Source organism: Pseudoclavibacter sp. VKM Ac-2867 (genome assembly GCF_015351275.1).
Lineage (GTDB): Bacteria > Actinomycetota > Actinomycetes > Actinomycetales > Microbacteriaceae > Pseudoclavibacter.
The window spans coordinates 114,330-138,025 of sequence record NZ_JADKSL010000005.1 but is presented as its reverse complement, the minus strand read 5'-3'; the positions used below and the strand labels follow the sequence as shown (position 1 = coordinate 138,025).

Annotated in this window: 20 protein-coding genes; 12 read left to right on the top strand and 8 right to left on the bottom strand. The window is 67.7% G+C overall.

The window, feature by feature from the left end; translation table 11 throughout:
- The first annotated feature begins 75 nt into the window (after positions 1 to 75).
- Together ITJ67_RS07065 and ITJ67_RS20420 are read left to right on the top strand one after the other, a co-directional pair.
- Positions 76 to 1,212 carry a mandelate racemase/muconate lactonizing enzyme family protein gene (locus ITJ67_RS07065; RefSeq protein ID WP_160072685.1) on the top strand — a complete coding sequence of 379 codons (1,137 nt, stop codon included), beginning with the start codon at positions 76 to 78 and terminating at the stop codon, positions 1,210 to 1,212.
- Positions 1,176 to 1,559 (top strand): putative quinol monooxygenase, encoded by a 384-nt coding sequence (locus ITJ67_RS20420; protein ID WP_416362311.1) that lies wholly within the window; start codon positions 1,176 to 1,178, stop codon positions 1,557 to 1,559. The genes ITJ67_RS07065 and ITJ67_RS20420 overlap by 37 nt, the downstream gene beginning before the upstream one ends.
- Here the strand turns inward: ITJ67_RS20420 and ITJ67_RS07055 are convergent.
- On the bottom strand, positions 1,495 to 2,256 hold the full coding sequence (locus ITJ67_RS07055) for an SDR family NAD(P)-dependent oxidoreductase (RefSeq protein ID WP_228502404.1): 762 nt from the start codon (positions 2,254 to 2,256) through the stop codon (positions 1,495 to 1,497). The two genes, ITJ67_RS20420 and ITJ67_RS07055, sit on opposite strands and share 65 nt — an antisense overlap.
- Before the next feature lie 187 nt (positions 2,257 to 2,443).
- Between ITJ67_RS07055 and ITJ67_RS07050 the strand changes: the two genes are divergently transcribed.
- Both ITJ67_RS07050 and ITJ67_RS07045 read left to right on the top strand, forming a co-directional pair.
- Positions 2,444 to 3,175 (top strand): IclR family transcriptional regulator, encoded by a 732-nt coding sequence (locus ITJ67_RS07050; RefSeq protein ID WP_194677164.1) that lies wholly within the window; start codon positions 2,444 to 2,446, stop codon positions 3,173 to 3,175.
- Positions 3,159 to 3,887: an IclR family transcriptional regulator gene (locus ITJ67_RS07045; RefSeq protein WP_160072691.1), complete on the top strand. Its 729-nt coding sequence runs from the start codon at positions 3,159 to 3,161 to the stop codon at positions 3,885 to 3,887. The genes ITJ67_RS07050 and ITJ67_RS07045 overlap by 17 nt, the downstream gene beginning before the upstream one ends.
- A 52-nt stretch (positions 3,888 to 3,939) precedes the next feature.
- Here ITJ67_RS07045 and ITJ67_RS07040 read toward each other — a convergent pair whose 3' ends face one another.
- Positions 3,940 to 4,983, bottom strand: a complete 1,044-nt coding sequence (locus ITJ67_RS07040; RefSeq protein ID WP_160072693.1) for a zinc-binding dehydrogenase — start codon at positions 4,981 to 4,983, stop codon at positions 3,940 to 3,942.
- A 157-nt stretch (positions 4,984 to 5,140) separates the two neighbouring features.
- On the opposite strand from ITJ67_RS07040, the gene ITJ67_RS07035 reads away from it, so the two are divergent.
- Both ITJ67_RS07035 and ITJ67_RS07030 read left to right on the top strand, forming a co-directional pair.
- Positions 5,141 to 5,791, top strand: coding sequence for a Maf family protein (locus ITJ67_RS07035; protein WP_104330533.1), 651 nt, complete (start codon positions 5,141 to 5,143; stop codon positions 5,789 to 5,791).
- A 151-nt stretch (positions 5,792 to 5,942) separates the two neighbouring features.
- Positions 5,943 to 8,003, top strand: a complete 2,061-nt coding sequence (locus tag ITJ67_RS07030) for a glucose PTS transporter subunit IIA (protein ID WP_194677163.1) — start codon at positions 5,943 to 5,945, stop codon at positions 8,001 to 8,003.
- A gap of 42 nt (positions 8,004 to 8,045) precedes the next feature.
- Here the strand turns inward: ITJ67_RS07030 and ITJ67_RS07025 are convergent, their stop codons facing one another.
- Positions 8,046 to 9,044 carry a glycosyltransferase gene (locus ITJ67_RS07025; RefSeq protein ID WP_194677162.1) on the bottom strand — a complete coding sequence of 333 codons (999 nt, stop codon included), beginning with the start codon at positions 9,042 to 9,044 and terminating at the stop codon, positions 8,046 to 8,048.
- Positions 9,045 to 9,123: 79 nt separating this feature from the next.
- Positions 9,124 to 9,699: a hypothetical protein gene (locus ITJ67_RS07020; protein WP_194677161.1), complete on the bottom strand. Its 576-nt coding sequence runs from the start codon at positions 9,697 to 9,699 to the stop codon at positions 9,124 to 9,126.
- 106 nt (positions 9,700 to 9,805) lie between these two features.
- On the opposite strand from ITJ67_RS07020, the gene ITJ67_RS07015 reads away from it, so the two are divergent.
- Positions 9,806 to 10,261: a MarR family transcriptional regulator gene (locus tag ITJ67_RS07015; RefSeq protein WP_160072701.1), complete on the top strand. Its 456-nt coding sequence runs from the start codon at positions 9,806 to 9,808 to the stop codon at positions 10,259 to 10,261.
- Here ITJ67_RS07015 and ITJ67_RS07010 read toward each other — a convergent pair.
- On the bottom strand, positions 10,245 to 10,823 hold the full coding sequence (locus ITJ67_RS07010) for a TetR/AcrR family transcriptional regulator (protein ID WP_194677160.1): 579 nt from the start codon (positions 10,821 to 10,823) through the stop codon (positions 10,245 to 10,247). The two genes, ITJ67_RS07015 and ITJ67_RS07010, sit on opposite strands and share 17 nt — an antisense overlap.
- 118 nt (positions 10,824 to 10,941) lie before the next feature.
- Between ITJ67_RS07010 and ITJ67_RS07005 the strand changes: the two genes are divergently transcribed.
- On the top strand, positions 10,942 to 12,003 hold the full coding sequence (locus ITJ67_RS07005; protein WP_194677159.1) for an SDR family NAD(P)-dependent oxidoreductase: 1,062 nt from the start codon (positions 10,942 to 10,944) through the stop codon (positions 12,001 to 12,003).
- A gap of 406 nt (positions 12,004 to 12,409) precedes the next feature.
- Here the strand turns inward: ITJ67_RS07005 and ITJ67_RS07000 are convergent, their stop codons facing one another.
- Both ITJ67_RS07000 and ITJ67_RS06995 read right to left on the bottom strand, forming a co-directional pair.
- Positions 12,410 to 14,482 carry an ABC transporter ATP-binding protein gene (locus tag ITJ67_RS07000; protein ID WP_104306031.1) on the bottom strand — a complete coding sequence of 691 codons (2,073 nt, stop codon included), beginning with the start codon at positions 14,480 to 14,482 and terminating at the stop codon, positions 12,410 to 12,412.
- On the bottom strand, positions 14,479 to 16,212 hold the full coding sequence (locus tag ITJ67_RS06995) for an ABC transporter ATP-binding protein (RefSeq protein ID WP_160072707.1): 1,734 nt from the start codon (positions 16,210 to 16,212) through the stop codon (positions 14,479 to 14,481). The genes ITJ67_RS07000 and ITJ67_RS06995 overlap by 4 nt, the downstream gene beginning before the upstream one ends.
- A 383-nt stretch (positions 16,213 to 16,595) precedes the next feature.
- Here ITJ67_RS06995 and ITJ67_RS06990 point away from each other — a divergent pair, with 383 nt between their 5' ends.
- A complete protein-coding gene (locus ITJ67_RS06990; protein WP_194677158.1) occupies positions 16,596 to 18,380 on the top strand; it encodes a biotin carboxylase N-terminal domain-containing protein in 1,785 nt (594 codons plus the stop codon).
- Positions 18,381 to 18,509: 129 nt separating this feature from the next.
- Positions 18,510 to 19,274, top strand: a complete 765-nt coding sequence (locus ITJ67_RS06985) for a sulfite exporter TauE/SafE family protein (protein ID WP_194677191.1) — start codon at positions 18,510 to 18,512, stop codon at positions 19,272 to 19,274.
- A gap of 58 nt (positions 19,275 to 19,332) precedes the next feature.
- On the opposite strand, the gene ITJ67_RS06980 is transcribed toward ITJ67_RS06985, so the two are convergent.
- Positions 19,333 to 20,781, bottom strand: coding sequence for an NAD(P)H-quinone dehydrogenase (locus tag ITJ67_RS06980; protein WP_160072711.1), 1,449 nt, complete (start codon positions 20,779 to 20,781; stop codon positions 19,333 to 19,335).
- Between the two features lie 128 nt (positions 20,782 to 20,909).
- Between ITJ67_RS06980 and ITJ67_RS06975 the strand changes: the two genes are divergently transcribed.
- The gene (locus tag ITJ67_RS06975; RefSeq protein WP_160072713.1) at positions 20,910 to 21,740 is read left to right on the top strand and encodes a purine-nucleoside phosphorylase; all 831 of its coding nucleotides are present in this window, start codon (positions 20,910 to 20,912) and stop codon (positions 21,738 to 21,740) included.
- On the top strand, positions 21,740 to 23,461 hold the full coding sequence (locus tag ITJ67_RS06970; protein ID WP_194677157.1) for a phospho-sugar mutase: 1,722 nt from the start codon (positions 21,740 to 21,742) through the stop codon (positions 23,459 to 23,461). Before ITJ67_RS06975 ends, ITJ67_RS06970 begins: the two co-directional genes overlap by 1 nt.
- Positions 23,462 to 23,696 lie beyond the last annotated feature (235 nt).

Genomic DNA, 23,696 nt, shown 5'->3' with positions numbered 1-23,696 from the left:
ACGTCTGCAATGGATGGTAATTTGACGACTGGCGCAAAGGAGCGCCGCCCGAACGTCGATACGAGGAAGTGCAAAATGCCGAGAGCCGTCGAGATCACCACATGGCAGTGCAGAGTCCCGCTGGAGCATCCGCTTCATTTCAAGAGCACCACGATCACGCACCGCGACTGCACCGTCGTGCGCGTCAGCACTGATGATGGGCTCACCGGCGCCGCCCTGGGACTCAATCGCGGTGCGCCACTCGACGCGGTGATTCAGGACATGCTCGCCGCGTGCGTCCTCGATCACGATGCACTCGATGCCGACGGATTCCAGCACCGCTCTCGGAGCAGGCACGCATTCGTCGACCAGACGGGGATGCTGGCTCAGGCAAGGTCTCTCGTCGATCTGGCGCTCTGGGACATTCGCGGGAAGCACTTCGGAGCACCGCTCTGGCGACTCCTCGGCGGAGGAAGAGAGACCGCGCCGGTATCCCTCGTCGAGGGATACGAGCTCCCTGGCGAGTCAGACGCCGATTTCGCGGCGCGACTCCTCGCGCGCGCCGACGAAGGCTACCGTTCGATCAAGGTGGAAGCCGCCGGGTACGAGAACCCGCGGCAGCTGCTCGACCGGCTTCACCTCATCCGCGAAGAACGAGATGCGACTGAGCTCGCACTCGTCGTCGACGTGAACGGATCGTGGCCGACCCTGCGACATGCCCAGCGGATGCTCCGCGACCTCGAGGAATTCGACCTGGCCTGGCTGGAAGACCCCTTCCCCCACCATCGCTTCGAACTCCTGCGCCCACTCACCGAGAGCTCCGCAGTGCCGATCGGATCGGGAGACGACATCACTGACCCGCAGATCCTCATCGACCTCGTGACGAGCCGCGCCGTTGACGTGCTGCGCGTCGACGCAACCACGCTCGGCGGCATGCAGGACACGCTCGATGTGCTGGGAGCGGCACGCCAAGCAGGCATCCCCACGTCGGGCCACGCCCATTCCTATGTTCACCAGCACTTGAGCTTCGCCAGCGAAGCCATGCACCACATCGAGGTGTTCCCCGATGACCGCCCGTTCGAGCCTTCGTACCGACTGACCACAGGATCAGTGTTCCCGCACATCGAGGACGGGCTCCTGCGCCGCCCGTCAGAGCCGGGATTGGCATTCGCCCTCGACCTGGATCGGATCGAGCAATGGGCCGACCGGTCGACGACGCGGCGCGCAGCATGACCGTGAGCACCCTGGCCAGGTACGAGTGCGAACCGGGCGACAGGGAGGCAGTACTGGCACTTCTCGAGCCGGCGCGAGCGGCGACGATCCAGGAAGCAGGCTGCCTCTACTTCCACCTTCTCCTGCCTCGTGAAGCTCCGGATCACATCTTCCTGATCGAGGGATGGCGCAGTGCGGAGGACCTGGCGGCCCACCGCACTGCACCGCACTTCACGGAGATCATCCTGGGGACGATCGCGCGACGTGTCCGCAACCGCTCCGTCGAGATCTGCGAGGAGCTTGCTAGTCCTGCACCTGCGGGAAGTGAATCGTCATCCCACCATCAGCTGCGATCGACTGCCCGGTGATGTACGAGGAAGCAGGTGACAGCAGGAAGGCGATGACCTCCGCGATCTCACGTGGCTCGGCGAAGCGCCCCATCGGAGTCCGCGCTTCCACAGGGGCCGGATCCAGATACCCGGAATCGATGAGACTCGCGATCGCGGGCGTCCGCACCCAGGCGGGCGCGACGGCATTGGCCCGTATGCCATCACGGACCCACTCGACGGCCAGCGTTCGGGCGACCCCCTCGATGCCAGCCTTCGCTGCGTTGTAGCCCAGCCGCTGCGCAACCCCCAAGCGGGCGCCCATCGAGGACAGGTAGACGATGGCCGCCCGCTCGGAACGCTTGAGCAGCGGGTACGCCGCCCTGCTCATCCTGATACTCCCCATGAGATGGATGTCGATAAGGCGCAGCAGACTCGCATCAGAGACTTCGGCCGACGGTCCAGGATCCACGATCCCCGCAGCAGCCACGACTCCGTCGACTCGTCCGAATCTCTCTCCGACGGTCGCGAATGCCTCGTTGACGGACGCCTCGGAGGTCACGTCCACGCGTATTCCGTGATGGCCTTCCCCAGGCAGGCCATCCACTGCATTCTGCAGGTTCTCTTCATGCAGATCGAGGAGCACAAGCTGAGAGCCTTGCTCTGCGAGCAGACCAGCCGTCGCGAGGCCGATGCCGCTGGCACCTCCAGAGATGACGATGATGGGTGCTTCGGTCATGTTCGCTCCTCTTCGTTGAGTATTCGCACATAGCAGACACTATGCCCAACTGACAGTAAATCACGAGAGTGGGCTCCGGCCCAGAATCGCGGACGAGGCACCTCCTCGCACTCGACTCGGATCGAGGCATGCCCCGTCCATGCGAAGATTTGGTATGGCTCCCGACGCGGATTTGCAGCACCTTGAAGTGCTGGACAAAGCGAATGCGATCCTGACCGCACTTGAACACGGAGAGCGCTCGGCCAATGAAGTCTCCGAGCAGATCAACGAACCGATCAGCACCACGTACCGCTTGATCCGGACACTGCTCTCCCTGGACTGGATCTCGCACGGGAGTGCGCGAGGACTCTACCGAGTCGGACTGCAGGCCATGGCCGCCGGTTCAGCATTCGTGGACACGCTCGATGTGCGCGAGCTTCTCTCGCCCCTCCTGTTGCACATCCGCGACGAAACCCTCCTGACCTCCTACCTGTGCCTCCCATCCGGGACGCACGGAGTCTGCATCGAGCGCCACGCCGGCCACGGCGTTCGACTGCTCGCACTCACCGTGGGCGGCTCGATGCCCATGTCCAGCGGCAGCGGTCCGGCCGCGATGCTGGCGGCCATGCCGCCGCAGGATGCGGACGAGATCATGGACAAGCTCGGCATCCGCGGAGTCCAGCGCACCGCCCTCAGGCAGCGGCTCGACGGCTATCACGAGCGGGGTTACATCGTCTCGGATGGTGACGCAACCCGCGGTGTCGCCTCGTTTGGGGCCCCGATCTTCGACCATGAGGGGCGTGTCGCCGGATCGGTGAGCGCAGGAGGTCTCCGCGACAGCGTGATCGGCAACGCGAGCCTGGCCGACCTGATCATCGAGACCTCCCGGTACGGGAGCGAACTCCTGGGATGGAAGGGAACAGATGCCCAAGCCCATTAAGCTGCTCGACAACGCGGATCAGATCATCACGCTGCTCAGCGAGATCGGGTCGGCGAGCAGCACGGTCATCGCCTCGGAGATCGGTGTTCCACGCTCCAGCGTCTATCGCCTCCTCGAAGGTCTTGCAGCGGCTGGATTGGTGCGCTTGGCACCGTCGGGTCAGGTCAGATTGTCCGAGAGATGGCTGCACCTCGGACACGTCGCCCAGAAGAGCTTCTCGGAATGGCAAGCACACATCGATCGACTCGATGTGATCACCGCCGACACGGGCTACACCAGCTTCCTGTCGATCCCGACAGCCAGCGATGCTGCGTGCATTGCCTGGTCACCGGCCAGCAACCTGATCGTCCTGTCACTTCGACCAGGCCGTCGACTGCCATTCAATGTCGGAGCTGCCGGGAGACTGCTCTTCGCACTGAGCCCGGAGGACACCCGAGACCAGCACCTTGCGCACTGCTCTTTTCCCGGTCCGACGGAGAAGTCGATCGCGACCCGCGAGGAGTTGATCTCTGACACCTCACTCGTGCGCGAGCGCGGGTGGATCCTCTCGGACGAGGACGTGACGCCCGGCATCTCAGCAGTCGGCATTCCGGTGCACTCGGAGGGCAAGGGACTGCTGGGCTGCATCTCCGTGTCCGGTTTGGCGCAGGATCTCGCGCCTCGCGCCGAGGAGATAGCCACCTACCTCCTGAACGCGTCGAAGCCGCAGTAGCTGGGTGCTCTTGTCGCCTTGGCCGGCGCGGCGAGGTGCACGACGAGCAGCTTCACTCTCGAAGAGACGCACCCCACTCCAGCACGACTTTTCCGCTTCGGGACGAGTCGCCAGCGAGCCGGAAGGCATCACGCGCCTGTATCGCCGGAATGATGTCCGTGACGATCGCTGCGAGGTCCGTTCGCCTCGCAAGCAACTCGAGCGCCTCCGGCATCTCCCCGTCGAAGCGTTGCGAGCCGAGGATCGCGATCTCGTTGCTCTGCACCCTCCAGACCTCCGTCGCCACCTCCGTTGCCGGAAGAATCCCCAGCTGGATGATCGCTCCGCCCGGACGGATCGCATCCAGAGCCGCGGTGAATGATGCAGCGACGCCGGAGCATTCCACGACGATGTCGAACACCCCGGAGGGAACTTCGGCGTCCGTGAGCAGCAGCGTCGCGTCCGCACCGATCTTCCGCGCGATGGCCAACGGGAAATCGTGGATATCAGCAGCAGTGACGTGCCCCGCACCCCGCTCCTGCAGCGCAGCCACGACGAGCGCCCCGATGGGCCCAGCCCCAGAGACGAGCACTCGCGCGTCGGTGATGCGATCGCGCGCACGGTCGATGCCGTGGAGGGCGATGGCGAGCGGCTCGGCGAGCACCGCGCGGCGCAGATCGAGTTCCGCTGGGATCGCATGCAGCTGCTCCGGCCTGACGACCATCGCGCCACAGAACCCCCCTTGCGTATGAGGGTTCGTAGCAGCACTGCCGAGATAGGTCAGGCCGGGAGTGAGGTGGAGATCGGCACCCTGCGATGCGCCGGGGACGCGACACGGACTTGCCGGATGGATTGCGACGGGAGTGCCAACGGGAAGCGCGTTCCTGGCACTGTCTCCGACGGCATGCACGTACCCGACGAGTTCATGTCCAAGAACAAGGGGCTCCTGCAGACGGTAATCTCCGTTCGCGCCAGACCGCGCATAGTGGAGATCTGATCCGCAGATCCCTCCGAACGCGATACGCACGACAACCCCCTCCCGGGGCACGCTGGGGGTCGAGCGCTCCTCTATCCGGAGATCTCCGGGACCGTGGGCAACAACTGCAACCGTGTTCATCGAGGACTCCTCCGAGCGGGATGAACTCGCGACACAGCGAAGCGATCCAGGACATCCGCATGCTCTCTTTCTACACAACAAACACAAGTCCCACTAGATGGTAATAATTGCGCACTGCCGTCGACCTGGCGATCGGTGGCCCCGGTACCCTCGCTTCATGCGCCTGTACCTCGCCTCGACGTCGCCCGCCCGCCTCATGCTGCTCCGACAGGCGGGCATCGAGCCCGTCGTCATACCGTCGAGCGTCGATGAAGACGCCGTGATCGAAGCGCGCCTCGCCGAGGGGCCTCTCGATCCGAGCGACTACGTGCAGCTGCTCGCCCGAGCCAAGGCCCTCGCGGTCGCGGATGCGCCCGACCCGCGGACCGGGGAACCGCTCGACGGCCTCGTCCTCGGGGGCGACTCGATGTTCGAGATCGGCGGCCGGATGCTCGGCAAGCCCCATGAGCCGCAGGTGGCCCGCGAGCGCTGGCTCGCGCAGCGAGGCCAGACGGGCACGCTGTGGTCCGGCCACTGGCTCGTCGACCGCCGTGGTGGCTCGGGCGCTTCCGGGGACGGCGTCGGCAGCACCGCGAGCGCCAGCGTGACCTTCGCCGACGATCTCGTTGACGCCGAGATCGACGCCTACGTCGCCTCGGGTGAGCCCCTGCACGTCGCCGGTGCGTTCACGATCGACTCGCTCGGGGCTCCCTTCATCGACCGCATCGAAGGCGACCCGTCGACGGTCGTGGGACTCTCGCTTCCTGCCCTGCGCCGACTCGTGCGCGGCTTCGGAGTGGGGTGGCCCGAGCTGTGGAACCGCGCCTGATGCGCCCATCGGCGGCCTCAGCACCGGGCCAGGACAGGCGCCCGGCTACGAATTGAACACGGTGCCGGCTCGCATCTGGTGAATGCCGACGGTCGGGCGTAACGTCGCGATCCAGGCGTCAACGAGGACGCCTCGCGAGGGAGGTCCGACCATGCCCGCACATTCGTCAGGAGACTCAGGGCCAGCAGCCCAGATCGTCAGCCAGCTGGGCGGCGCGGGGAACATCGAGAACCTCACGCACTGCGCGACGCGGCTGCGCTTCCAGCTGCACGACGCTTCCGGCATCGACCAGGCGGCCGTCGAGGCCATCCCCGGCGTCATGGGGGTCGTCCCGCAATCGGGCGAGCGGTACCAGGTCGTCATCGGCGGTGGCGTGCAGAACGTCTACAACGACATCCAGGCGCTCCCCTCGATGTCGGGCGGTGGCGCCCCCGCCGATCCGGAAGACGCGGCCTCGATCAAGGCCGCGGCGAGGGCGAAGGGGCCGCGTGGCAAGTTCGCGTGGCTCGACAGCGTCTTCGAGTTCCTCTCCGACTCGTTCCGACCCATCCTCGGGGCGCTGCTCGGCGCATCCCTGTTCATCACGTTCATGGCGCTCATGAGCACGCTGGGCGTCATCCCCAACTGGGCCGACCCGCGCACCGACCTCCCGCCGTCGTGGCGGTTCCTCAACCTCTGCTGGCAGGCGGTCTTCGTCTTCCTGCCCCTGTACATCGCCTACAACGCGTCGAAGCGCGTGGGGGCCGACCCGTGGATCGGCTTCGCCATCATGGGCGTCGTCATGCTGCCTGGCTTCACGGGGCTCGCCGACGGCATCGACCCCATCGAGGTCTTCGGCTCCGAGGTCTCCGTCGTGCCGATCTTCGGCCTCCCGCTCACGGTCTTCGACTACAGCTCGCAGGTGTTCCCGCCGCTGCTGATGGCCGCACTGCTCGGCCCCCTGTACAAGGGCCTCAAGAAGCTCATCCCGGAAGACCTGCACCTCATCTTCGTGCCCTTCCTGAGCATGCTGATCATGATCCCGCTCACGGCGTTCCTCATCGGCCCCATCGGCGTCTACACGGGCGCCGGCCTCGCCAACCTGCTCCGCGGCATCAACGACTTCTCGCCGCTCATCTTCGCCATCGTCATCCCGCTCGCCTACCCCTTCATGGTGCCGCTCGGCCTGCACTGGCCGATCAACGCGATCATGCTGCTCAACATCCAGACGCTCGGCTACGACTACATCCAAGGGCCAATGGGCGCGTGGAACTTCGCGTGCTTCGGTGCGACCGCCGGCGTCCTGTACCTCTCCATCCGCGAGAAGGACGCGCAGATGCGGCAGACCTCGACGGGCGCCCTCGCGGCCGGCCTCCTCGGCGGCATCTCCGAGCCGTCGCTGTACGGGATCCACCTGCGATTCAAGCGCATCTACGGGCGGATGCTCGTGGGCTGTCTCGTCGGCGGAGTCATCATCGGCATCGGCGGCGGCGTGAAGACGAGCGCGTTCGTCTTCACGTCACTGCTCACCATCCCGGCCTTCGACAACATCCCGCTCTATGCCGGCGCGGTCGGTGCCGCATTCCTCGTCTCGATGTTCCTCGTCATCTTCTCCGGCTATCGCAGCCCCGAGCAGCAGGCGGCGTTCGAGGCGGCCCGCGTTCCGGTCGCCGACCTGGAGACGGCGAAGAAGGGGGAGAGCACGGAGGACGTGATCGCCGCCGCCGCCACTCGCGAGGGCGAGTCGGCTCCCCGCACCATCGAGGTCCTGTCACCGCTCGAGGGGGAGATCGTGCCGCTGTCAGAGGTCCCCGATGCCGTCTTCAGCCAGGGGATCATGGGCCCCGGCGCCGCTATCAAGCCGAGCGGCACCGTCGTCTACGCTCCGGGAACCGGCACGGTCGCCGTCGCCCAGGCGACCGGGCACGCGTTCGGCCTGCAGCTCGACAACGGGCTCGAGGTGCTCATCCACGTCGGCATCGACACGGTCGAGCTCGACGGCAAGGGCTTCGACGTCAAGGTGAAGGCAGGAGACAAGGTCACGCCAGACACGGTGCTCGTCGAGTTCGACCGCGACATCGTGGAGGCCGCAGGCTTCTCGCTCATCACGCCCGTCATCGTGCTGAACGCGGGCTCGTTCGCGTCGGTCGAGGCGGTCGGGCTCGGCAGCGGCAAGGTCGGCACACCGATCCTCGAGGCGGTGACGAAGGCGCCAGCACCCAGCGAGGTGTAGTCACCTCGGCAGTCTCCCCCGGCGGGGCGACAGGTTCCGCCGTCAGGCGCGCGCGGCCAGCGCTTCCCTCGCCGAGACGAGCAGGGTCATCGCCCGCGCATCGAAGGAGTGGAACTCGGCAACCTTGCGGGCCGTCGCTGCCCGCTCCTCCGGGGTGGGCCATCCGCTCGCGCCCTCGGCGAGGAGCCCGCGAAGCTCATCCACCGACGCGTACATGCGCACGGAGCCGCCGAACTCGACGGGGAAGCCGCCGGTGATCGCGTCCGAGACGACGAGGGCACCCGCAGCGACGGCGTCGAAGAGCCGATTCGAGACGAAGCCGTGCTGCGCCATGTCATCCCAGTGGTCGTTGAGCACAATGCGGGCCCCACGGTAGGCGCCGGGCGCTGCAGCGTTGTCGAGATACTCGGCCTTGATGTGGCGCTCGTCGATGAACTGCTCCCACAGGTCGCCGTAGACCTCGAGATCCGCACCTGCCGCGATCGAATCGCGCACGATGGGGCGGAAGATGTTGCGGGAGCGGCCGACGAACAGCACGCCGGATTCCAGGTCGCTCGGCTGCACCTCAGGGGTGAACCGCTCGACGTTGGTGGCCTGCAGCAGTGGCCGGATCTCGCGGTCAGGGCGCGACATGACGGCGGCCCACGGCACGCTCGCGGCGAGGCGCAGGTCGAAGGGCAGATCGAGCTCCTCCTCGCTCACCCAGTCCGGGTGGCTGATGATCCAGAGGATGTTGACGGCACCGTCGACGAGCTCGGGGCGGTGGAAGCCGCGGAGGTGCACCGCGACGTCGTCCTGGACGCTCGGGTCAGGTCGCGTGCGCGTCTCCCACCGGTCGACGTAGACGGTCTGGCCGAGTCGTCGCAGCGCCCTGGCGAGGTCCTCGGCGTAGAACACGTCACCCCAGACGTCGCCCTCCGGGGAGTCGGGGGCCGGTACCTTGATCGCCCAGCTCAAGGGCGCCTCGACTGGCGAACCGCCGAGCGCTCGTTTGGCGCGGGATCGCGCGGCGTTGACGAGGTTCCTGGCGCGAGAGATCACCCGTTCAGCGTAGCCGCCGGCGGCCACGCGCCCCGAGGGTCGCGTCAGCGTCCCGTCATCGGATGCGCCAGCGGATGCGTCAGCGGACAGCTTCAGCGGATGCGTCGTGGAGGAGATCGTCGAGCTCGCGAACCTGCACGGTCGGCATGGGCCGCGCCGACTGCGCTCCAGCGAGCCGGATGCGCGCCTCGATGTCGGAGTTCTGGGCGTCCCGGTCGACGGTCGAGACCGCAGCAGAGCTGCCGACCGCGCCGCGGACGAGCACCAGCTGCGCCCCGGCTGGCCAGCGGTCTGCGAGCTCGCCGTCGCTGCGCGCGGCCTGGTCGCGCGTGGCCGCACCCTCGAGCTTGTGGAGGAGGCGGCCCGCGACCTGCTCGGCACTCCCCTCGCCGATCTCGCCCAGCAGCACCCCGAAGTGGGTGACCTCGCCGAGGTTCAGCTCGATGCTCTCGCGCACCTCGGCCAGCGCCTCGGAGGTCGTCGCGGTGAGCTCGACGGGCATGACCGCGTCGGCGTAGTCGTCGACGAGCAGCGCGAAGGGCGCGACGTCGCGGCCCACGATCGCGACCGTGCTGCCGCCGCGAAGCAACGCGTCGGCAAGCTGCCGGTCTGCTCCGTCTTCGCCGCCTGCGATGCACCAGATCTGATCGGTCATGGTCGACTCCGTCCCTGTCGGGGCATCCGCTCTGGTGCCCACCTCGAACTATACTTAGGCATCGCCTCACTATTAGTGAGAGGCTCGGCAATCCCAGGGGGTTCCCATGCAGCAGGACGAATCGCGCGAAGCACTCCTCGCCCAGCTGAATGACGTCAGGAACGAGCTCACGAGGGGCCTCGCCGCGAGGCACATGGCGCCGTTCCTCGAGCTCGACATCACCGCCCAGCAGCTGAAGACCGTCTTCCTCGTCACCACCGGCACGGTCACGACCGTCTCGCAGGCCGCAGAGCACCTCGGCGTCGCCGTGCCGACCGCCTCCGCGAGCATCGACAAGCTCGTCGAGCACGGGCTCGTGACCCGCACGGAGGGCAAGCCCGACCGGCGCATCCGTCACCTCACGGCGACCCGCAAGGCCATCCGGCTCCACGAGCGCTTCCTCGGGCTCCGCACCGATACCGATGAGTTCGCGGCCCACCTGAGCGACGAGGAGCTGCAGGGGCTCGTCATCGGGTTCCAGGGCATCCGCCGAGTGCTCCGCCAGTTCACCGACGGCAGCTGACCCCGTTCAGGGAAGCGAACGACCTCCAGAACAGCTCGAGAGCGCGCCGCACGACGGCCTCGCGCTCGCCGAGCGGCGTCCGCGGCAGAACGCCAGCGAGCATGGAGAGCAGCAGGAGCAGGTCGTCCGCGCTGATCTCACGGTCGACCCGACCACCCGCCCATTCGCGCTCGAGAACGACGCCGAGGACCGCGAGCATCCGGCCTCGAACGCTCGCCCCGTGCGCGTCGGCGGTGTCGGTCAGGGTGAGCTGGATGAGTCCGACCGACACGAGCATCTGCCGGGCGATGAGCTCGAGCAGTCCTGCCAGATCGGCCTCGGGCGAGGCAGCGAGGTCCTCGAGCTCGACGATGGCGTCACCGAACACCGCGAGCGCAAGCGACGCCCGATCCGGGAAATGCCGGTACAGACTGCCCTGCCCGACGCCAGCGCGCTTGGCGACAGCACTGAGCGGAGCATCCACTCCCCCCTCGCCGAAGATCTCCCGCGCGGCCGCGATGAGGGCACGGCGGTTCTCGGGGCCAGCACTTGGTCCTCGATTGGCTTTCGCTGGAGTCGACACCGGGATAGCATAATCCGGACAGTGTTGTCCGGTTCGTTCGATCCGACGCTGTCGCCACCTTGACCCACGCTCGCCACGAGCGCGGGCTGGGCGGACCGAGCAGAAAGCTGGCACCACGATGACCTCGAGCGCACACCCCCTCACCGGAGACACCACGATCGGCGAATGGCTCACCGATCCAACGGGAGGCGTCGTCATCCGCGAGATCCTCGCCCAGGGCGGGCAGGACGCTTCCTCCCTCACTCCCGTCTCGGGCCTCCCCCTCTCGCAGCTCGTCGAGCTGAGCCAGGGCAAGTTCCCCCAGGAGATGGTGGATGCGATGATCGCGCGCGCGAACAGCGGCCAGGTCACCCCAGCACAGCCCGGCGACTTCGGCCCCGTCGTCGACCACGACGCCCCTGGCGCACCGCGGGCGGCGGCCTGGGTCGAAGCCACGACGGGCGGCCGCTTCGACGGCAAGACCATCATCGTCACGGGGGCCGGCTCCGGCATCGGCAAGGCGACCGCGTCTCGCATTGCCCGCGAGGGCGGGCGCGTCATCGCCGTCGACGTCTCAGCTGAGCGCCTCGCCGCGCTCGTCACCGAGCACGACGGCGCCGACATCGTCACCCTCACCGCCGACATCACCGACGACGCTGGCGTCACGCGGATCCTCGAGGCGGCAGGCCCACGCGTCGACGGCCTCGCGAACATCGCCGGCATCATGGACAACATGACGCCGGTCGGCGAGGTCAGCGATGAGGTCTGGAACCGAGTCTTCGCCGTCAACGTGACCGGCACGATGAAGCTCATGCGCGCCGTCGTCCCCGCGATGCTCGCCGTCGGCAAGGGCGCGATCGTCAACGTCGCCTCCGAGGCCGCACTCCGCGGGTCGGCCGCAGGCGCCGCCTACACCGCGTCGAAGCACGCCGTCGCCGGCCTCACCAAGTCGAGCGCGTTCATGTACGGCCCGAGCGGACTCCGAATCAACGCCGTCGCCCCGGGCCCCGTCGCCACCAACATCGAGGCCCGCTTCGACTCCGAGCTCGGCGGGCAGCGGGTCCGTCAGGCGATGGCGCTGCTGCCGACGCCGACCACGGGAACGGCGCTCGCCGCATCCATCACCTTCCTGCTCAGCGACGACGGCGTCAACATCAATGGCGTCATCCTCCCCTCCGACGGGGGCTGGTCCGCCGCGTAGGCCCGAGGCGGCGGTGGAGCGCTCGCCGCACTGCGGACGCTCCACCCGTAGGCTTCCCCCATGAGCAAACCCGTCACGCGCACTCGCAAGTTCTTCTGGATCGGCCTCGTCGTGATCGCATTGATCTTCATCGGCTCCGGCGTCTACGAGATGCTGGCGTAGCCGCGCTGGCACTGACCAGCCTCGCTGGCGCCGCCACCCTGTCGGCAGCTCCGTAGTCTCCGGATGGCTTTCTCGCTTCGGGATGGGAAGGAACCCATCCGGAAGCCGGAAGACCATCTCGAGACCGCGCGCAGCCGGCGCGCGATTCCTAGGGGAAAGACGGGAATGGCCGGGTGCCTCCGCAAAGCAGCGGATGCACCCGGCCAAGCCGGATCACGAGATGAGCCCCGCCAGGGGCCCGGACCTAGGACGTGAGCTGGCTCTGCTCGGCATCCAGGTCGCTGACGGCCTGCTCGAACTGGGAGTTGTAGAGCCTCGCGTACGCGCCGCCCTGCTTCACGAGCTCATCGTGCGTGCCCTGCTCGACGATGGAGCCGTGCTCCATGACGAGGATCAGGTCGGCGTCGCGGATCGTCGAGAGACGGTGCGCGATGACGAAGCTCGTGCGGCCCTGGCGAAGCGCGGCCATCGCCTGCTGCAGGAGCAGCTCCGTGCGCGTGTCGACCGAGCTCGTCGCCTCATCCAGGATGAGCACCTGGGGGTCGGAGACGAAGGCGCGCGCGATGGTGATGAGCTGACGCTCGCCGGCGGAGACGTTCGACGCGTCCTCGTCGAGCACCGTGTCGTATCCCTCTGGGAGCGAGTGCACGAAGCGGTCGACGTAGCAGGCGGTCGCAGCGGCGAGCACCTCCTCGTCGGTTGCGTCCTGACGTCCGTAGCGGATGTTCTCGCGGATGGACCCCGCGAAGAGCCACGGGTCCTGCAGCACCATGCCGGTTCGACTGCGGACATCCTCGCGCCTGAGCTCGGCGATGTCCTGCCCGTCGAGCAGGATGCGCCCGCCGTCGAGCTCGTAGAACCGCATGATGAGGTTCACGAGGGTCGACTTGCCTGCGCCGGTCGGCCCGACGATCGCGACCGTCTGGCCAGGCTCGACCGAGAAGTTGAGGTTCTCGATGAGCTTCTGCTCCGGCGTGTACGAGAAGGTGACGTCGTCGAAGACGATCTCGCCCGCACCGTTCGCCGGCTTGGGCGCGTCGCTCGCATCGGGCTCCTGCTCGTCCTCGTCGAGCAGCTCGAACACCCGCTCGGCAGAAGCCGTGCCCGACTGCAGCACGGCAGCCATCCCGCCGAGCTCGGCGAGCGGCTGCGTGAACTGCTGCGAGTACTGGATGAACGCCTGCACGTCGCCGAGGCGGAGGTTGCCGCCCGCGACCATGAGGCCACCGAGCACCGCGATGCCCACGTAGGACAGGTTTCCGATGAACATCATCGCCGGCATCATGACGCCCGCCCAGAACTGGGCCTTGAAGGCCGCCTGGAAGAGCTGCTCGTTGTCGACCTGGAACTGCTCGCGTGCATCCTTCTCGCGGCCGAAGACGCGAACGAGGGCGTGACCGGAGAACGACTCCTCGACGCGCGCGTTGAGGCGCCCCGTCTTCTTCCACTGCTCGGCGAAGTTCCGCTGCGACTTCGGTCCGATGACGCCGAAGATGACACCCATGAGCGGCAGGGTGACAAGCGCGACGAGCGCGAGCTGCCAGGAGATGGAGAACATCATGACGAGCACGCCGACGACGGTCAGCACGCTCGTGACGACCTGCGACAGCGACTGCTGCATCGTCTGCGTGATGTTGTCGATGTCGTTCGTGACGCGGCTCAGCAGCTCACCGCGCTGCACGCGGTCGAAGTAGCTCAGCGGCAGTGCGTTGATCTTGCGCTCGACGTCCTCGCGCAGCTTGTACATCGCCTTCATCATGATGATGTTGATGACGTACCCCTGCAGCCACATGAGCAGCGCCGAGAACACGTAGAGCGCGAGCACCGACAGGAGCACCATGCCGAGGCGCTCGAAGTCGACCCCCTCGCCCGGCGTGATGTCCATGGCGGCGACCATGTCCGCGAACTGCGTCTGGCCGGAGTCGCGGAGGCCCGCGACGACCTGGTCCTTGGAGGCCCCCGCCGGCAGCTGGCTGGAGACGACGCCCTCGAAGATGAGGTTGGTCGCCTGGCCGAGCACTCGTGGCGCGATGACGGACAGCACGACGCCGACGGCACCGAGGAACGACACGATGATGAGCGCGGCCCGGTAGGGCCGGAGCCTGCCGAGCAGCCTGCCGAAGCTCTGCCCGAAGTTCTTCGCCTTGCCCGGAGCGACGCTGTCCCAGTCGCCGGACGACTGCCTCGCCTGCTCGGCGAGCTCCAGTTCGAGCTGCTCCTCCTCGGTCAGGACCTTCTCGACGACCTCCTTCGGCCTGCGCTTGCCCCTACGGGCGCCCTTGGCGTCCTGGTTCTGGTTGTCTGCGTCACGGCTCATGACTGCGCCTCCACTGCAAGCTGGGAATCCACGATCTCCTTGTACGTCGTGCAGCTCTCGAGCAGCTCGTCGTGCGTTCCGAGACCGACCATGCGTCCGTCGTCGAGGACGACGATGCGGTCGGCGTCGACGATCGTCGAGATACGCTGCGCGACCACGATCTTGGTCACGCCTGGCAGCTGCTCCCACAGCGCCCGCCGCAGCCTGGCGTCGGTCGTGAGGTCGAGCGCGGAGAAGGAGTCGTCGAAGACGAACACCTGCGGTTCGTGCACGATCGCGCGCGCGATCGCGAGCCGCTGACGCTGCCCGCCCGAGACGTTCGTGCCGCCCTGCGCGATGCGCGCTTCGAGCTGCTTGTCCTTCTCCTGCACGAAGGCCGTGGCCTGCGCGATCTCGAGCGCCTTCCAGAGGTCGTCGTCGGTCGCGGCCTCACGGCCGTAGCGCAGGTTCGAGGCGATCGTGCCCGTGAAGAGGAACGGACGCTGCGGGACCAGGCCGATGCCGTCCCACAGCAGCTCGGCGTCCGCCTCGCGGACGTCGACGCCGTTGACGCGCACGGATCCGCCTGTCGCGTCGAAGAGGCGAGGGATGAGCGAGACGAGCGTCGTCTTGCCTGCCCCCGTGGAGCCCACGACGGCGACCGTCTCGCCTGGGGCGGCGCGGAAGGAGATGCCCGTGAGCACCGGCTCCTCCGCCCCCGGATACGTGAACTCGACGTCGTCGAACTCGATGACGCCCGGCTCCGGGAAGTCGGAGACGGGGTTGGCCGGCATGATGAGCGTCGACTCGGTGTCGAGCACCTCGGAGATGCGGTCGGCGCTGACGGCCGCGCGCGGGATCATGATCGTCATGAAGCTCGCCATGAGCACACCCATCAGGATCTGCATGACGTAGGCCATGAACGCGAAGAGCGTCCCGATCTCGACCGTGCCCTGGTCGACCTGGATTCCGCCGAACCAGATGACGCCGACGACGGTGATGTTCAGCACGAGCATCGCGAGCGGGAAGAGCGTGACGAAGAGGTCGCCGACTCGCTTGCCGAGGAGGAAGAGGTCGTTGTTCGCGACCTCGAACCGCTGCTCCTCGATCGGCTCGCGCACGAACGCGCGCACGACGCGCACCCCGGTGAGCTGCTCGCGCAGGATCCGGTTGATGTTGTCGAGCTTCACCTGGAACTGTCGGAACAGCGGCACCATCCGACTGATGATGATGCCGACCAGGAGGAGCAGCACGGGGGCTGCGACACCGATGATCCAGGAGAGGCCCACATCCTGCTGCAGGGCCATGATGATGCCGCCGATCGCGAGCATGGGAGCCGAGACGAGCATGGTGGAGCCCATCATGGCGAGCATCTGCACCTGCTGCACGTCGTTCGTGTTGCGCGTGATGAGCGAGCCCGCGCCGAAGCGCGAGACCTCGCGCTCGGAGAAGCCGCTCACTCGCGCGAACACATCGGCGCGAATGTCACGGCCGAGCGCCATGGCGGCGCGCGCGGCGAAGACGGTCGCGATGATCGAGCACGTGATCTGCCCGAGCGAGATCGCGAGCATGACGGCGCCCGTCGACCAGATGTAGTCGGTGTCGGCGTTGGCGACGCCCTTGTCGATGATGTCGGCGTTGAGTCGCGGCAGGTACAGCGACGCGAGAGCTTGAAGGAATTGGAAGACCAGCACGCCCGCGAGGAGCGGCCAGTACTTCCTGAGATAACGGGCGAGGAGCTTACCGAGCATCGATTCTCCGGAACGACGAGGCGTCTGGCACGGCGCATCCGCTAGCGTGGTGGATGCGCGTCGCTGGGGACGCGGAGTGGACGGCAATGAGGCGGGCCCTGACCGGACCCGGCACGCCGGACCATTGCTGGTCGTGCAGTCATTGCTGACCGACTGGCATGACGAGCTGAGCTAACGCGCAGCCCTGTAGCTAAACACGACGTAATACATGGCGCAACACCCTTCCCACTGCGTGGGAATGTGTCACGCGGCCAATGTCGCCCAACTGCCACCCGCTCGGCGTGGTGAGAACCTCCAACCGAGCGCATCTGACAACCTTCTCCCGATAAGTTTGTCGAATCGAGCCAAATCCGGCCGCACCGACCTCAATAGGCTTAGGAACCATGTCGCGAATCTCGAAGCTCCTCATCGCCAACCGTGGCGAAATCGCCGTACGCATCGCACGAGCGGCTCGAGACGCGGGTATCACCTCCGTCGCCGTGTACGCAGACCAGGACCGTGACGCACCCCACGTCCGCCTCGCCGATGAGGCGTACGCGCTGCGAGGCGCCACGAGCGCCGAGACGTACCTCGTGATCGACAAGCTGCTCTCCATCGCCCGCCGCTCCGGCGCTGACGCCGTGCACCCGGGATACGGCTTCCTCGCCGAGAACGCCGAGTTCGCACGCGCCGTCATCCGCCAGGGCCTCACCTGGATCGGCCCATCCCCCGAGGCCATCGAGGCGCTCGGTGACAAGGTCACGGCGCGCCACGTCGCCGAGAAGGTCGGCGCGCCACTGGCCCCCGGCACGCTCAACCCCGTCGAGGGCCCGAGCGAGGTCCTCGACTTCATCGACATCCACGGACTGCCGGTCGCCATCAAGGCCGCGTTCGGCGGCGGCGGGCGCGGCCTCAAGGTCGCACGCGAGCGCGAAGAGGTCGCTGAGCTCTTCGAGTCCGCGACCCGCGAGGCCATCACCGCGTTCGGACGCGGCGAGTGCTTCGTCGAGAAGTACCTCGACAAGCCCCGCCACGTCGAGACCCAGTGCCTCGCAGACTCCCACGGCAACGTCGTCGTCATCTCCACGCGCGACTGCTCGCTGCAGCGACGCCACCAAAAGCTCGTCGAAGAGGCACCGGCACCCTTCATCACCGCCGAGCAGGAAGCCGAGATGCGTCGCGCATCCAAGGCGATCCTCAAGGAGGTCGGCTACGTCGGCGCAGGAACCTGCGAGTTCCTGCTCGCCGCCGACGGCACCGTCGCGTTCCTCGAGGTCAACACGCGCCTCCAGGTGGAGCACCCGGTCTCCGAGGAGGTCACCGGCATCGACCTCGTCCGCGAGCAGTTCCGCATCGCGCAGGGCGAAGCGCTCGGCTACGACGACCCGACGGTCACCGGCCATTCGTTCGAGTTCCGCATCAACGGCGAGGACCCGGGCCGCGGATTCTTCCCGGCCCCTGGCACCATCACGACCTTCCGCGTTCCCGGAGGCCCCGGCGTGCGCGTCGACTCCGGTGTCCGCGAGGGCGACATCGTCTCCGGCGCCTTCGACTCCCTCCTCGCGAAGCTCATCGTCACGGGCGCCACGCGCGAGGAGGCGCTCGAGCGCTCCCGCCGCGCGCTCGAGGACTTCGAGCTGAACGGCATGCCGACCGTCCTGCCCTTCCATCGCTCCGTCGTCCGCGACCCCGCCTTCACCGCCGAGAACGGCGAGTTCGGGGTCTACACGAGCTGGATCGAGACCGAGTACAGCAACACGATCGAGCCGTGGGGCGGCGAGGCCGGCGATGTCAACGAGCCGATCGCGCGCCGCAACGTGGTCGTCGAGGTCAACGACAAGCGCCTCGAGGTGTCGCTCCCCGAGCGTCTGCTCGCCGCCACCGCTGTCGGCCATGGCGGTGCGGGACGGACCATGGCGGGACACGCCCCGAAGCGTCGCTCGCACACCAACGTCGAGACCCACTCGAGCGGTGACGTCGTCGCCCCCATGCAGGCGACGATCGTGAAGTTCGCCGTCGAGGAGGGGCAGAAGGTCGTCAAGGGCGATCTCCTCGTCGTCCTCGAGGCCATGAAGATGGAGCAGCCCATCCAGGCTCCCCGCGACGGCATCGTCGCATCCATCACCGGCGCCGCCGGCGAGACCGTCTCGAGCGGCACGAAGCTGCTCGAGCTCGCCGACGCCGAGTAGCCTCGGTAGGTGATCGACGCCTCCTTCCTGACCTCCACGCTGCTCTCGTCGCCCCTCGACGCCGCGATCCCGACGAACGACGCGAGCTGGCTCGAGTCGTTCACGGGGCTCGAGGGATTCAACGGCTGGCTGCTCGCGCTCGTCATCGTGGGCGGCTTCGCGGCCGGCTGGGTGGACGCGGTCGTCGGCGGCGGCGGACTCATCCAGCTCACGATGCTCCTCACCCTGCCCGGCGTCACCCCCGTGCAAGCACTCGCGACCAACAAGTTCGGCAGCATCGCCGGCACCGCGACCAGCTCCATCACCTACTTCCGACGCGTCAAACCCGACCTGCGCACCGCGCTGCCCATGGCCGCCATCGCGCTCTTCGGCGCCTACGGCGGCGCGATCCTCGCCTCCAGCATCCCCGCCGCAGCCTTCAAGCCCATCATCGCCATCGCGATCCTCGGCATCGGCATCTTCACCGCCTTCAAACCGAGCGTCGGGCAACTCGACAAACTCAAATACGAAGGACGCAAGCACCACGTCATCGCTGGCCTCATCGGCTTCGCGATCGGCGTCTACGACGGCCTCCTCGGGCCAGGAACCGGCTCGTTCCTCGTCATCGCCCTCGTATCCCTGCTCGGCTACTCCTTCCTGCAAGCCAGCGCGAAAGCCAAGATCGTGAACCTCGGCACCAACCTCGGCGCGCTCCTCTTCTTCGCCCCACAGGGCTACGTGCTCTGGGGGCTCGGAGCCGCACTCGCCGTCTCCAACGTCGCCGGCGGCTACCTCGGCGCCCGCACCGCCATCCGCGGCGGGAGCAAGCTCATCCGCTGGGTCTTCCTCATCGTCGTCAGCGTGCTCTTCATCAAGCTCGCCATCGACATCTGGAACGAGTACGTCGCGACCTGATCGCCCTCTCGGGAGGGGGATCGCTACCAGGCGCCGTTTCCAGCGCAGCGAAGGCGGGCTAGGCCTTCGTCTGCTCCTCGTACGGCATGTGCATGGCACGTGCGGCATCCGAGATACTGCTCGCGAGCGACGGGTAGACCGCCCAGGCACGCGCGACCTGGTCGACCGTAAGGCGCTGCTCGATGGCGATCGAGAGCGGCAGCACGAGCTCCGAGGCGCGAGGCGCGACGATCACGCCGCCGATGACGGTGCCCAGGTCATTGCCGGCGATGAGCTTGACGAAGCCGTCGCGCACCCCCTGCATCTTCGCGCGTGGATTCTCGCCGAGCGGCAGCTTGTAGACGCGCCCCTCGCGGGTGCCGTCCTCGATGGAACGCTGCTGCCAGCCGACCGTCGCGATCTCCGGGTACGTGAAGATGTTCGAGGCGACATTGCGCAGGTTGATGGGCCGAACCTCGTCGCCGAGCGCGTGGAACACCGCCGTGCGCCCCTGCGTGGAGGCGACGGATGCGAGCGGGAAGAACTCCGTGCAGTCGCCGGCCGCGTAGATGTTCGGCACCGAGGTGCGCGCGACGCGGTTGACGCGGATGTGCCCAGACGGCGAGACCTCGACACCGGCCTCCTCGAGCCCGATGCCGGACGTGTTCGGGATCGAGCCGACCGCGATGAGGCAGTGCGAGCCACGCACCTCGCGCCCGTCGTCGAGCGTCGCCACGACCTCGTTGCCGTCGCGCACCACGGTCGCCGCCCGGGACTTCGACAGCACGGTCATGCCGCCGCGCTTGAACACATCCTCGATGACATCCGCCGCGTCAGCATCCTCGTTCGGGAGCACGCGGTCGCGGCTCGAGACGAGCGTGACCTTCGAGCCGAGCGCCGAGTAGGCCGACGCGAACTCGGCCCCGGTCACACCCGAGCCGACGACGATGAGATGGCTCGGCATCTCCTTGAGGTTGTAGAGCTGGGTCCAGGTGAGGATGCGCTCCCCGTCGGGCTTGCAGGAGTCGAGCGTGCGAGGACGAGCACCGACAGAGATCACGGCCGAATCGAACTCGATCCGGTCGAAGTCTTGCCCACCCGATCCGGTGCCGACCGTGACGGCCGAGTTGCCGTCGAGCTTGCCCTCGCCCTGGATGACGTTGACACCGGCAGCCTCGAGCGTGCGCTGCATGTCGTCCGACTGGTTCTGCGCGAGGCGCAGCAGCCGCTTGTTCAGCTTCGAGAGGTTCACCGCGACCTCGGGCTTCAGCGGCTTCCCCGTGTCGCCCTTCGCGAAGAACTGCACGCCGAGCTCGCCGGACTCGCGGATCGCCGTCGCGGCCTCCGCACTGGCGATGAGGGTCTTGGAGGGAACCACGTCGGTGAGCACGGCGGAGCCGCCGACGCCGACGCGTTCGATGAGGGTGACGTCTGCGCCGAGGCGGGCGGCCGAGAGTGCGGCTTCGTACCCGCCTGGCCCCCCGCCGACGACGACGATGCGGTGCTTGCGATCAAAGGGCGTGGCCATACCCGCCATTGTCCTCCTCCCGCATGAACCCGCCAAACCGGAGAGGTTTCCGCGCCGTTCCGAGACGGGGCTGGACATCATGCGCTTGTGCTCCACGCTCGTCGCGTCCCGGTCGCTACGCTGGGGGCATGTCAACGCACGAGTCAGAGTCGATCGACGATCCAGCCACCTCACCCTTCGAGTTCGCGCAGGCAGCTGCCGCGGTCATCGCCGAGAAGACGGGTGTCGAGCGCCATGACATCGCGCTCACGCTCGGCAGCGGATGGGGGCAGACGGCCGAGCTGCTCGGCGAGACGATCGCGACCATCCCAGCCGACGAGGTGCCCGGATTCGCGAAGTCCGACATCCCCGGCCACTCCGGGACGCTGCGCTCGATTCGCCTCGCGAACGGCAAGCACGCGCTGGTCATCGCAGCACGCACCCACTACTACGAGGGCAAGGGCGTGCGCCGGGTCGTGCACTCCGTGCGCACCGCCGCAGCGGCCGGCGCCTCGGTCATGATCCTCACCAACGGCGCTGGCGGCGTGCGCCCCGAGTGGGGCCCTGGCACGCCCGTGCTGATCTCGGACCACATCAACCTCACGGCCGACTCGCCCCTCGAGGGTGCGACGTTCATCGACCTCACCGACCTGTACTCGGCACGCCTGCGCGAGCTGGCGCTCACGGTGCGGGACCTCGACGAAGGCGTGTACGTGCAGTTCCGCGGCCCGCACTACGAGACCCCCGCCGAGGTCAGGATGGCGCGCACGATCGGCGGCGACATCGTCGGCATGTCGACGGCGCTCGAAGCCATCGCGGCTCGCGAGGCCGGCATGGAGGTGCTCGGCATGTCCCTCATCACGAACCCCGCGGCAGGCGTCTCGCCCAACCCCCTGAGCCACACCGAGGTCCTCGAGGCAGGCAAAGCGGCGGAAGCCGACCTCGCCGAGTTGCTCTCCCAGATCGTGGTCAAGCTCTGATGAGCGGCATCGCACGGTCGCTGCAGGTCGCGCTCCGGCACAACGCGGTGTCGTGGCTCGAGCAGGACCCCGACGAGGTGACGCGCGCCGAGCTGCAGGAACTGCTCGAAACCGCTGGCGACGTGTCGCCGGAACTCGCCATCATCGAAGACGCAGACACCAGCGAGCGCGCCCTGGCCTGGCGCGAGCTGCAGGACCGCTTCTGCGCTCGCCTCGCATTCGGAACGGCCGGCCTCCGCGGCCGGCTCGGCGCGGGTCCGAACCGCATGAATCGGGTCCTCGTCGCCCAGGCCGCTCGCGGCTTCGCCGACTTCCTGCTCGCGCGGGAGGAATCGCCGTCGATCGTCATCGGCTACGACGCCCGCAACAACTCGCAGCGCTTCGCGCAGGACACTGCGGAGATCATGCAGGCCGCGGGCGTCGCCGCCACGATCCTGCCGAGGCAGCTCCCGACGCCCGTGCTCGCCTTCGCCGTCCGCCGGCTCGGCGCATCCGCTGGCGTCATGGTCACCGCCTCGCACAACCCGAAGTGGGACAACGGCTACAAGGTGTACCTCGGCGGGGCCGACGACGGCTCGCAGATCGTGGCACCCGTCGATGCCGAGATCGCCGAGGCGATCGGCAAGGTCGCGGCCGGCCGGAAGGTGCCGGAGCTCCCGCGATCCGCCGAGTACGCGACGGCCGACGAGTCCATCGTCAGCGACTACGTGTCCGCGACCGCGGCTCTCCTGCGCGGAACGCCGAGCGACGTGCGCTTCGTCTACACACCCCTGCACGGTGTCGGCTGGGAGACGTTCCGCGCTGTCGTCGCCGAGCTCGGCATCACCGAGCCGGTCGTCGTCGCACAGCAGGTCGAGCCAGACGGCGCGTTCCCGACGCTCGATTTCCCGAACCCCGAGGAGCCGGGCGCACTCGACCTCGCCTACGAGACCGCGGATGCTGCGGGCATCGACCTCGTCATCGCGCACGATCCGGACGCCGACCGACTCGCTGTCGCCGTCAAGGGCGCGTCAGGCTGGCGGCGCTTCGGCGGCAACGACATCGGGAAGATCCTCGGCTGGCGCGCCGCAGAGCAGGCGAAGGCCGACGGCGTGCACGGCACGCTCGCAACCTCCGTCGTCTCCGCTCCAGCCCTCGGGCGCATCGCTCACGAGTATGGGCTCGACTACGCCGAAACGCCCACGGGGTTCAAGTGGATCTCCCGCGCCCCGAACATCCTCTACGGCTACGAAGAGGCTCTCGGATACCTCGTCAACCCGGAGACAGTGCACGATAAGGACGGCATCTCCGCGTCGGTCGCGATCCTCGAGCTCATCATGGGACTCCAGTCTGAGGGGCGCACGCTCATCGACCACGACGACGCCTTCGCCGAGCGCTTCGGCACGTTCGTGTCGACGCAGGTCTCGGTGCGCTTCGACGACATCGCCCAGATCCCCCGCGTGATGGCGGTCCTGCGCGGCCACACGCCCACCGAGGTCGGCGGCGTCGCGGTGCTCGAGACCGGCGACCTGTCCGGCGACGAGGTGCCCATCGACCTGCTGCGCTACCAGCTCGCCGACGGCACGCGCGTCATGGTCCGCCCCTCGGGCACGGAGCCGAAGATCAAGGTGTACGTCGACGCATCCAGCGAGGACGGCACACCGGCCGAGCGTGCGGCCGACGCCGAGGCGAAGGCGGCCAACGCCGGCGAGGCCCTGCGGGTCACCCTCACCACCGCGTAGGCACGAACACGGCAACACGGGAGGGCCTCTCGGCTGGAGAACTTCCATCCGAGAGACCCTCCCGTGTTGTTGCACGGACTCGCGGCTCGAGCCGAAAGGCTCCTCCTTCTCCCCAGCTCCGGTCCGCGACTCCTCCCCGGCTCCGACCCCAGACTCCTCCCAGCTCCGACCCAGAACCTCGGGATGGCAAGTTCCCTCTTCTGCGGGAACATTCCCCCAATGAAGTGATGTTCCC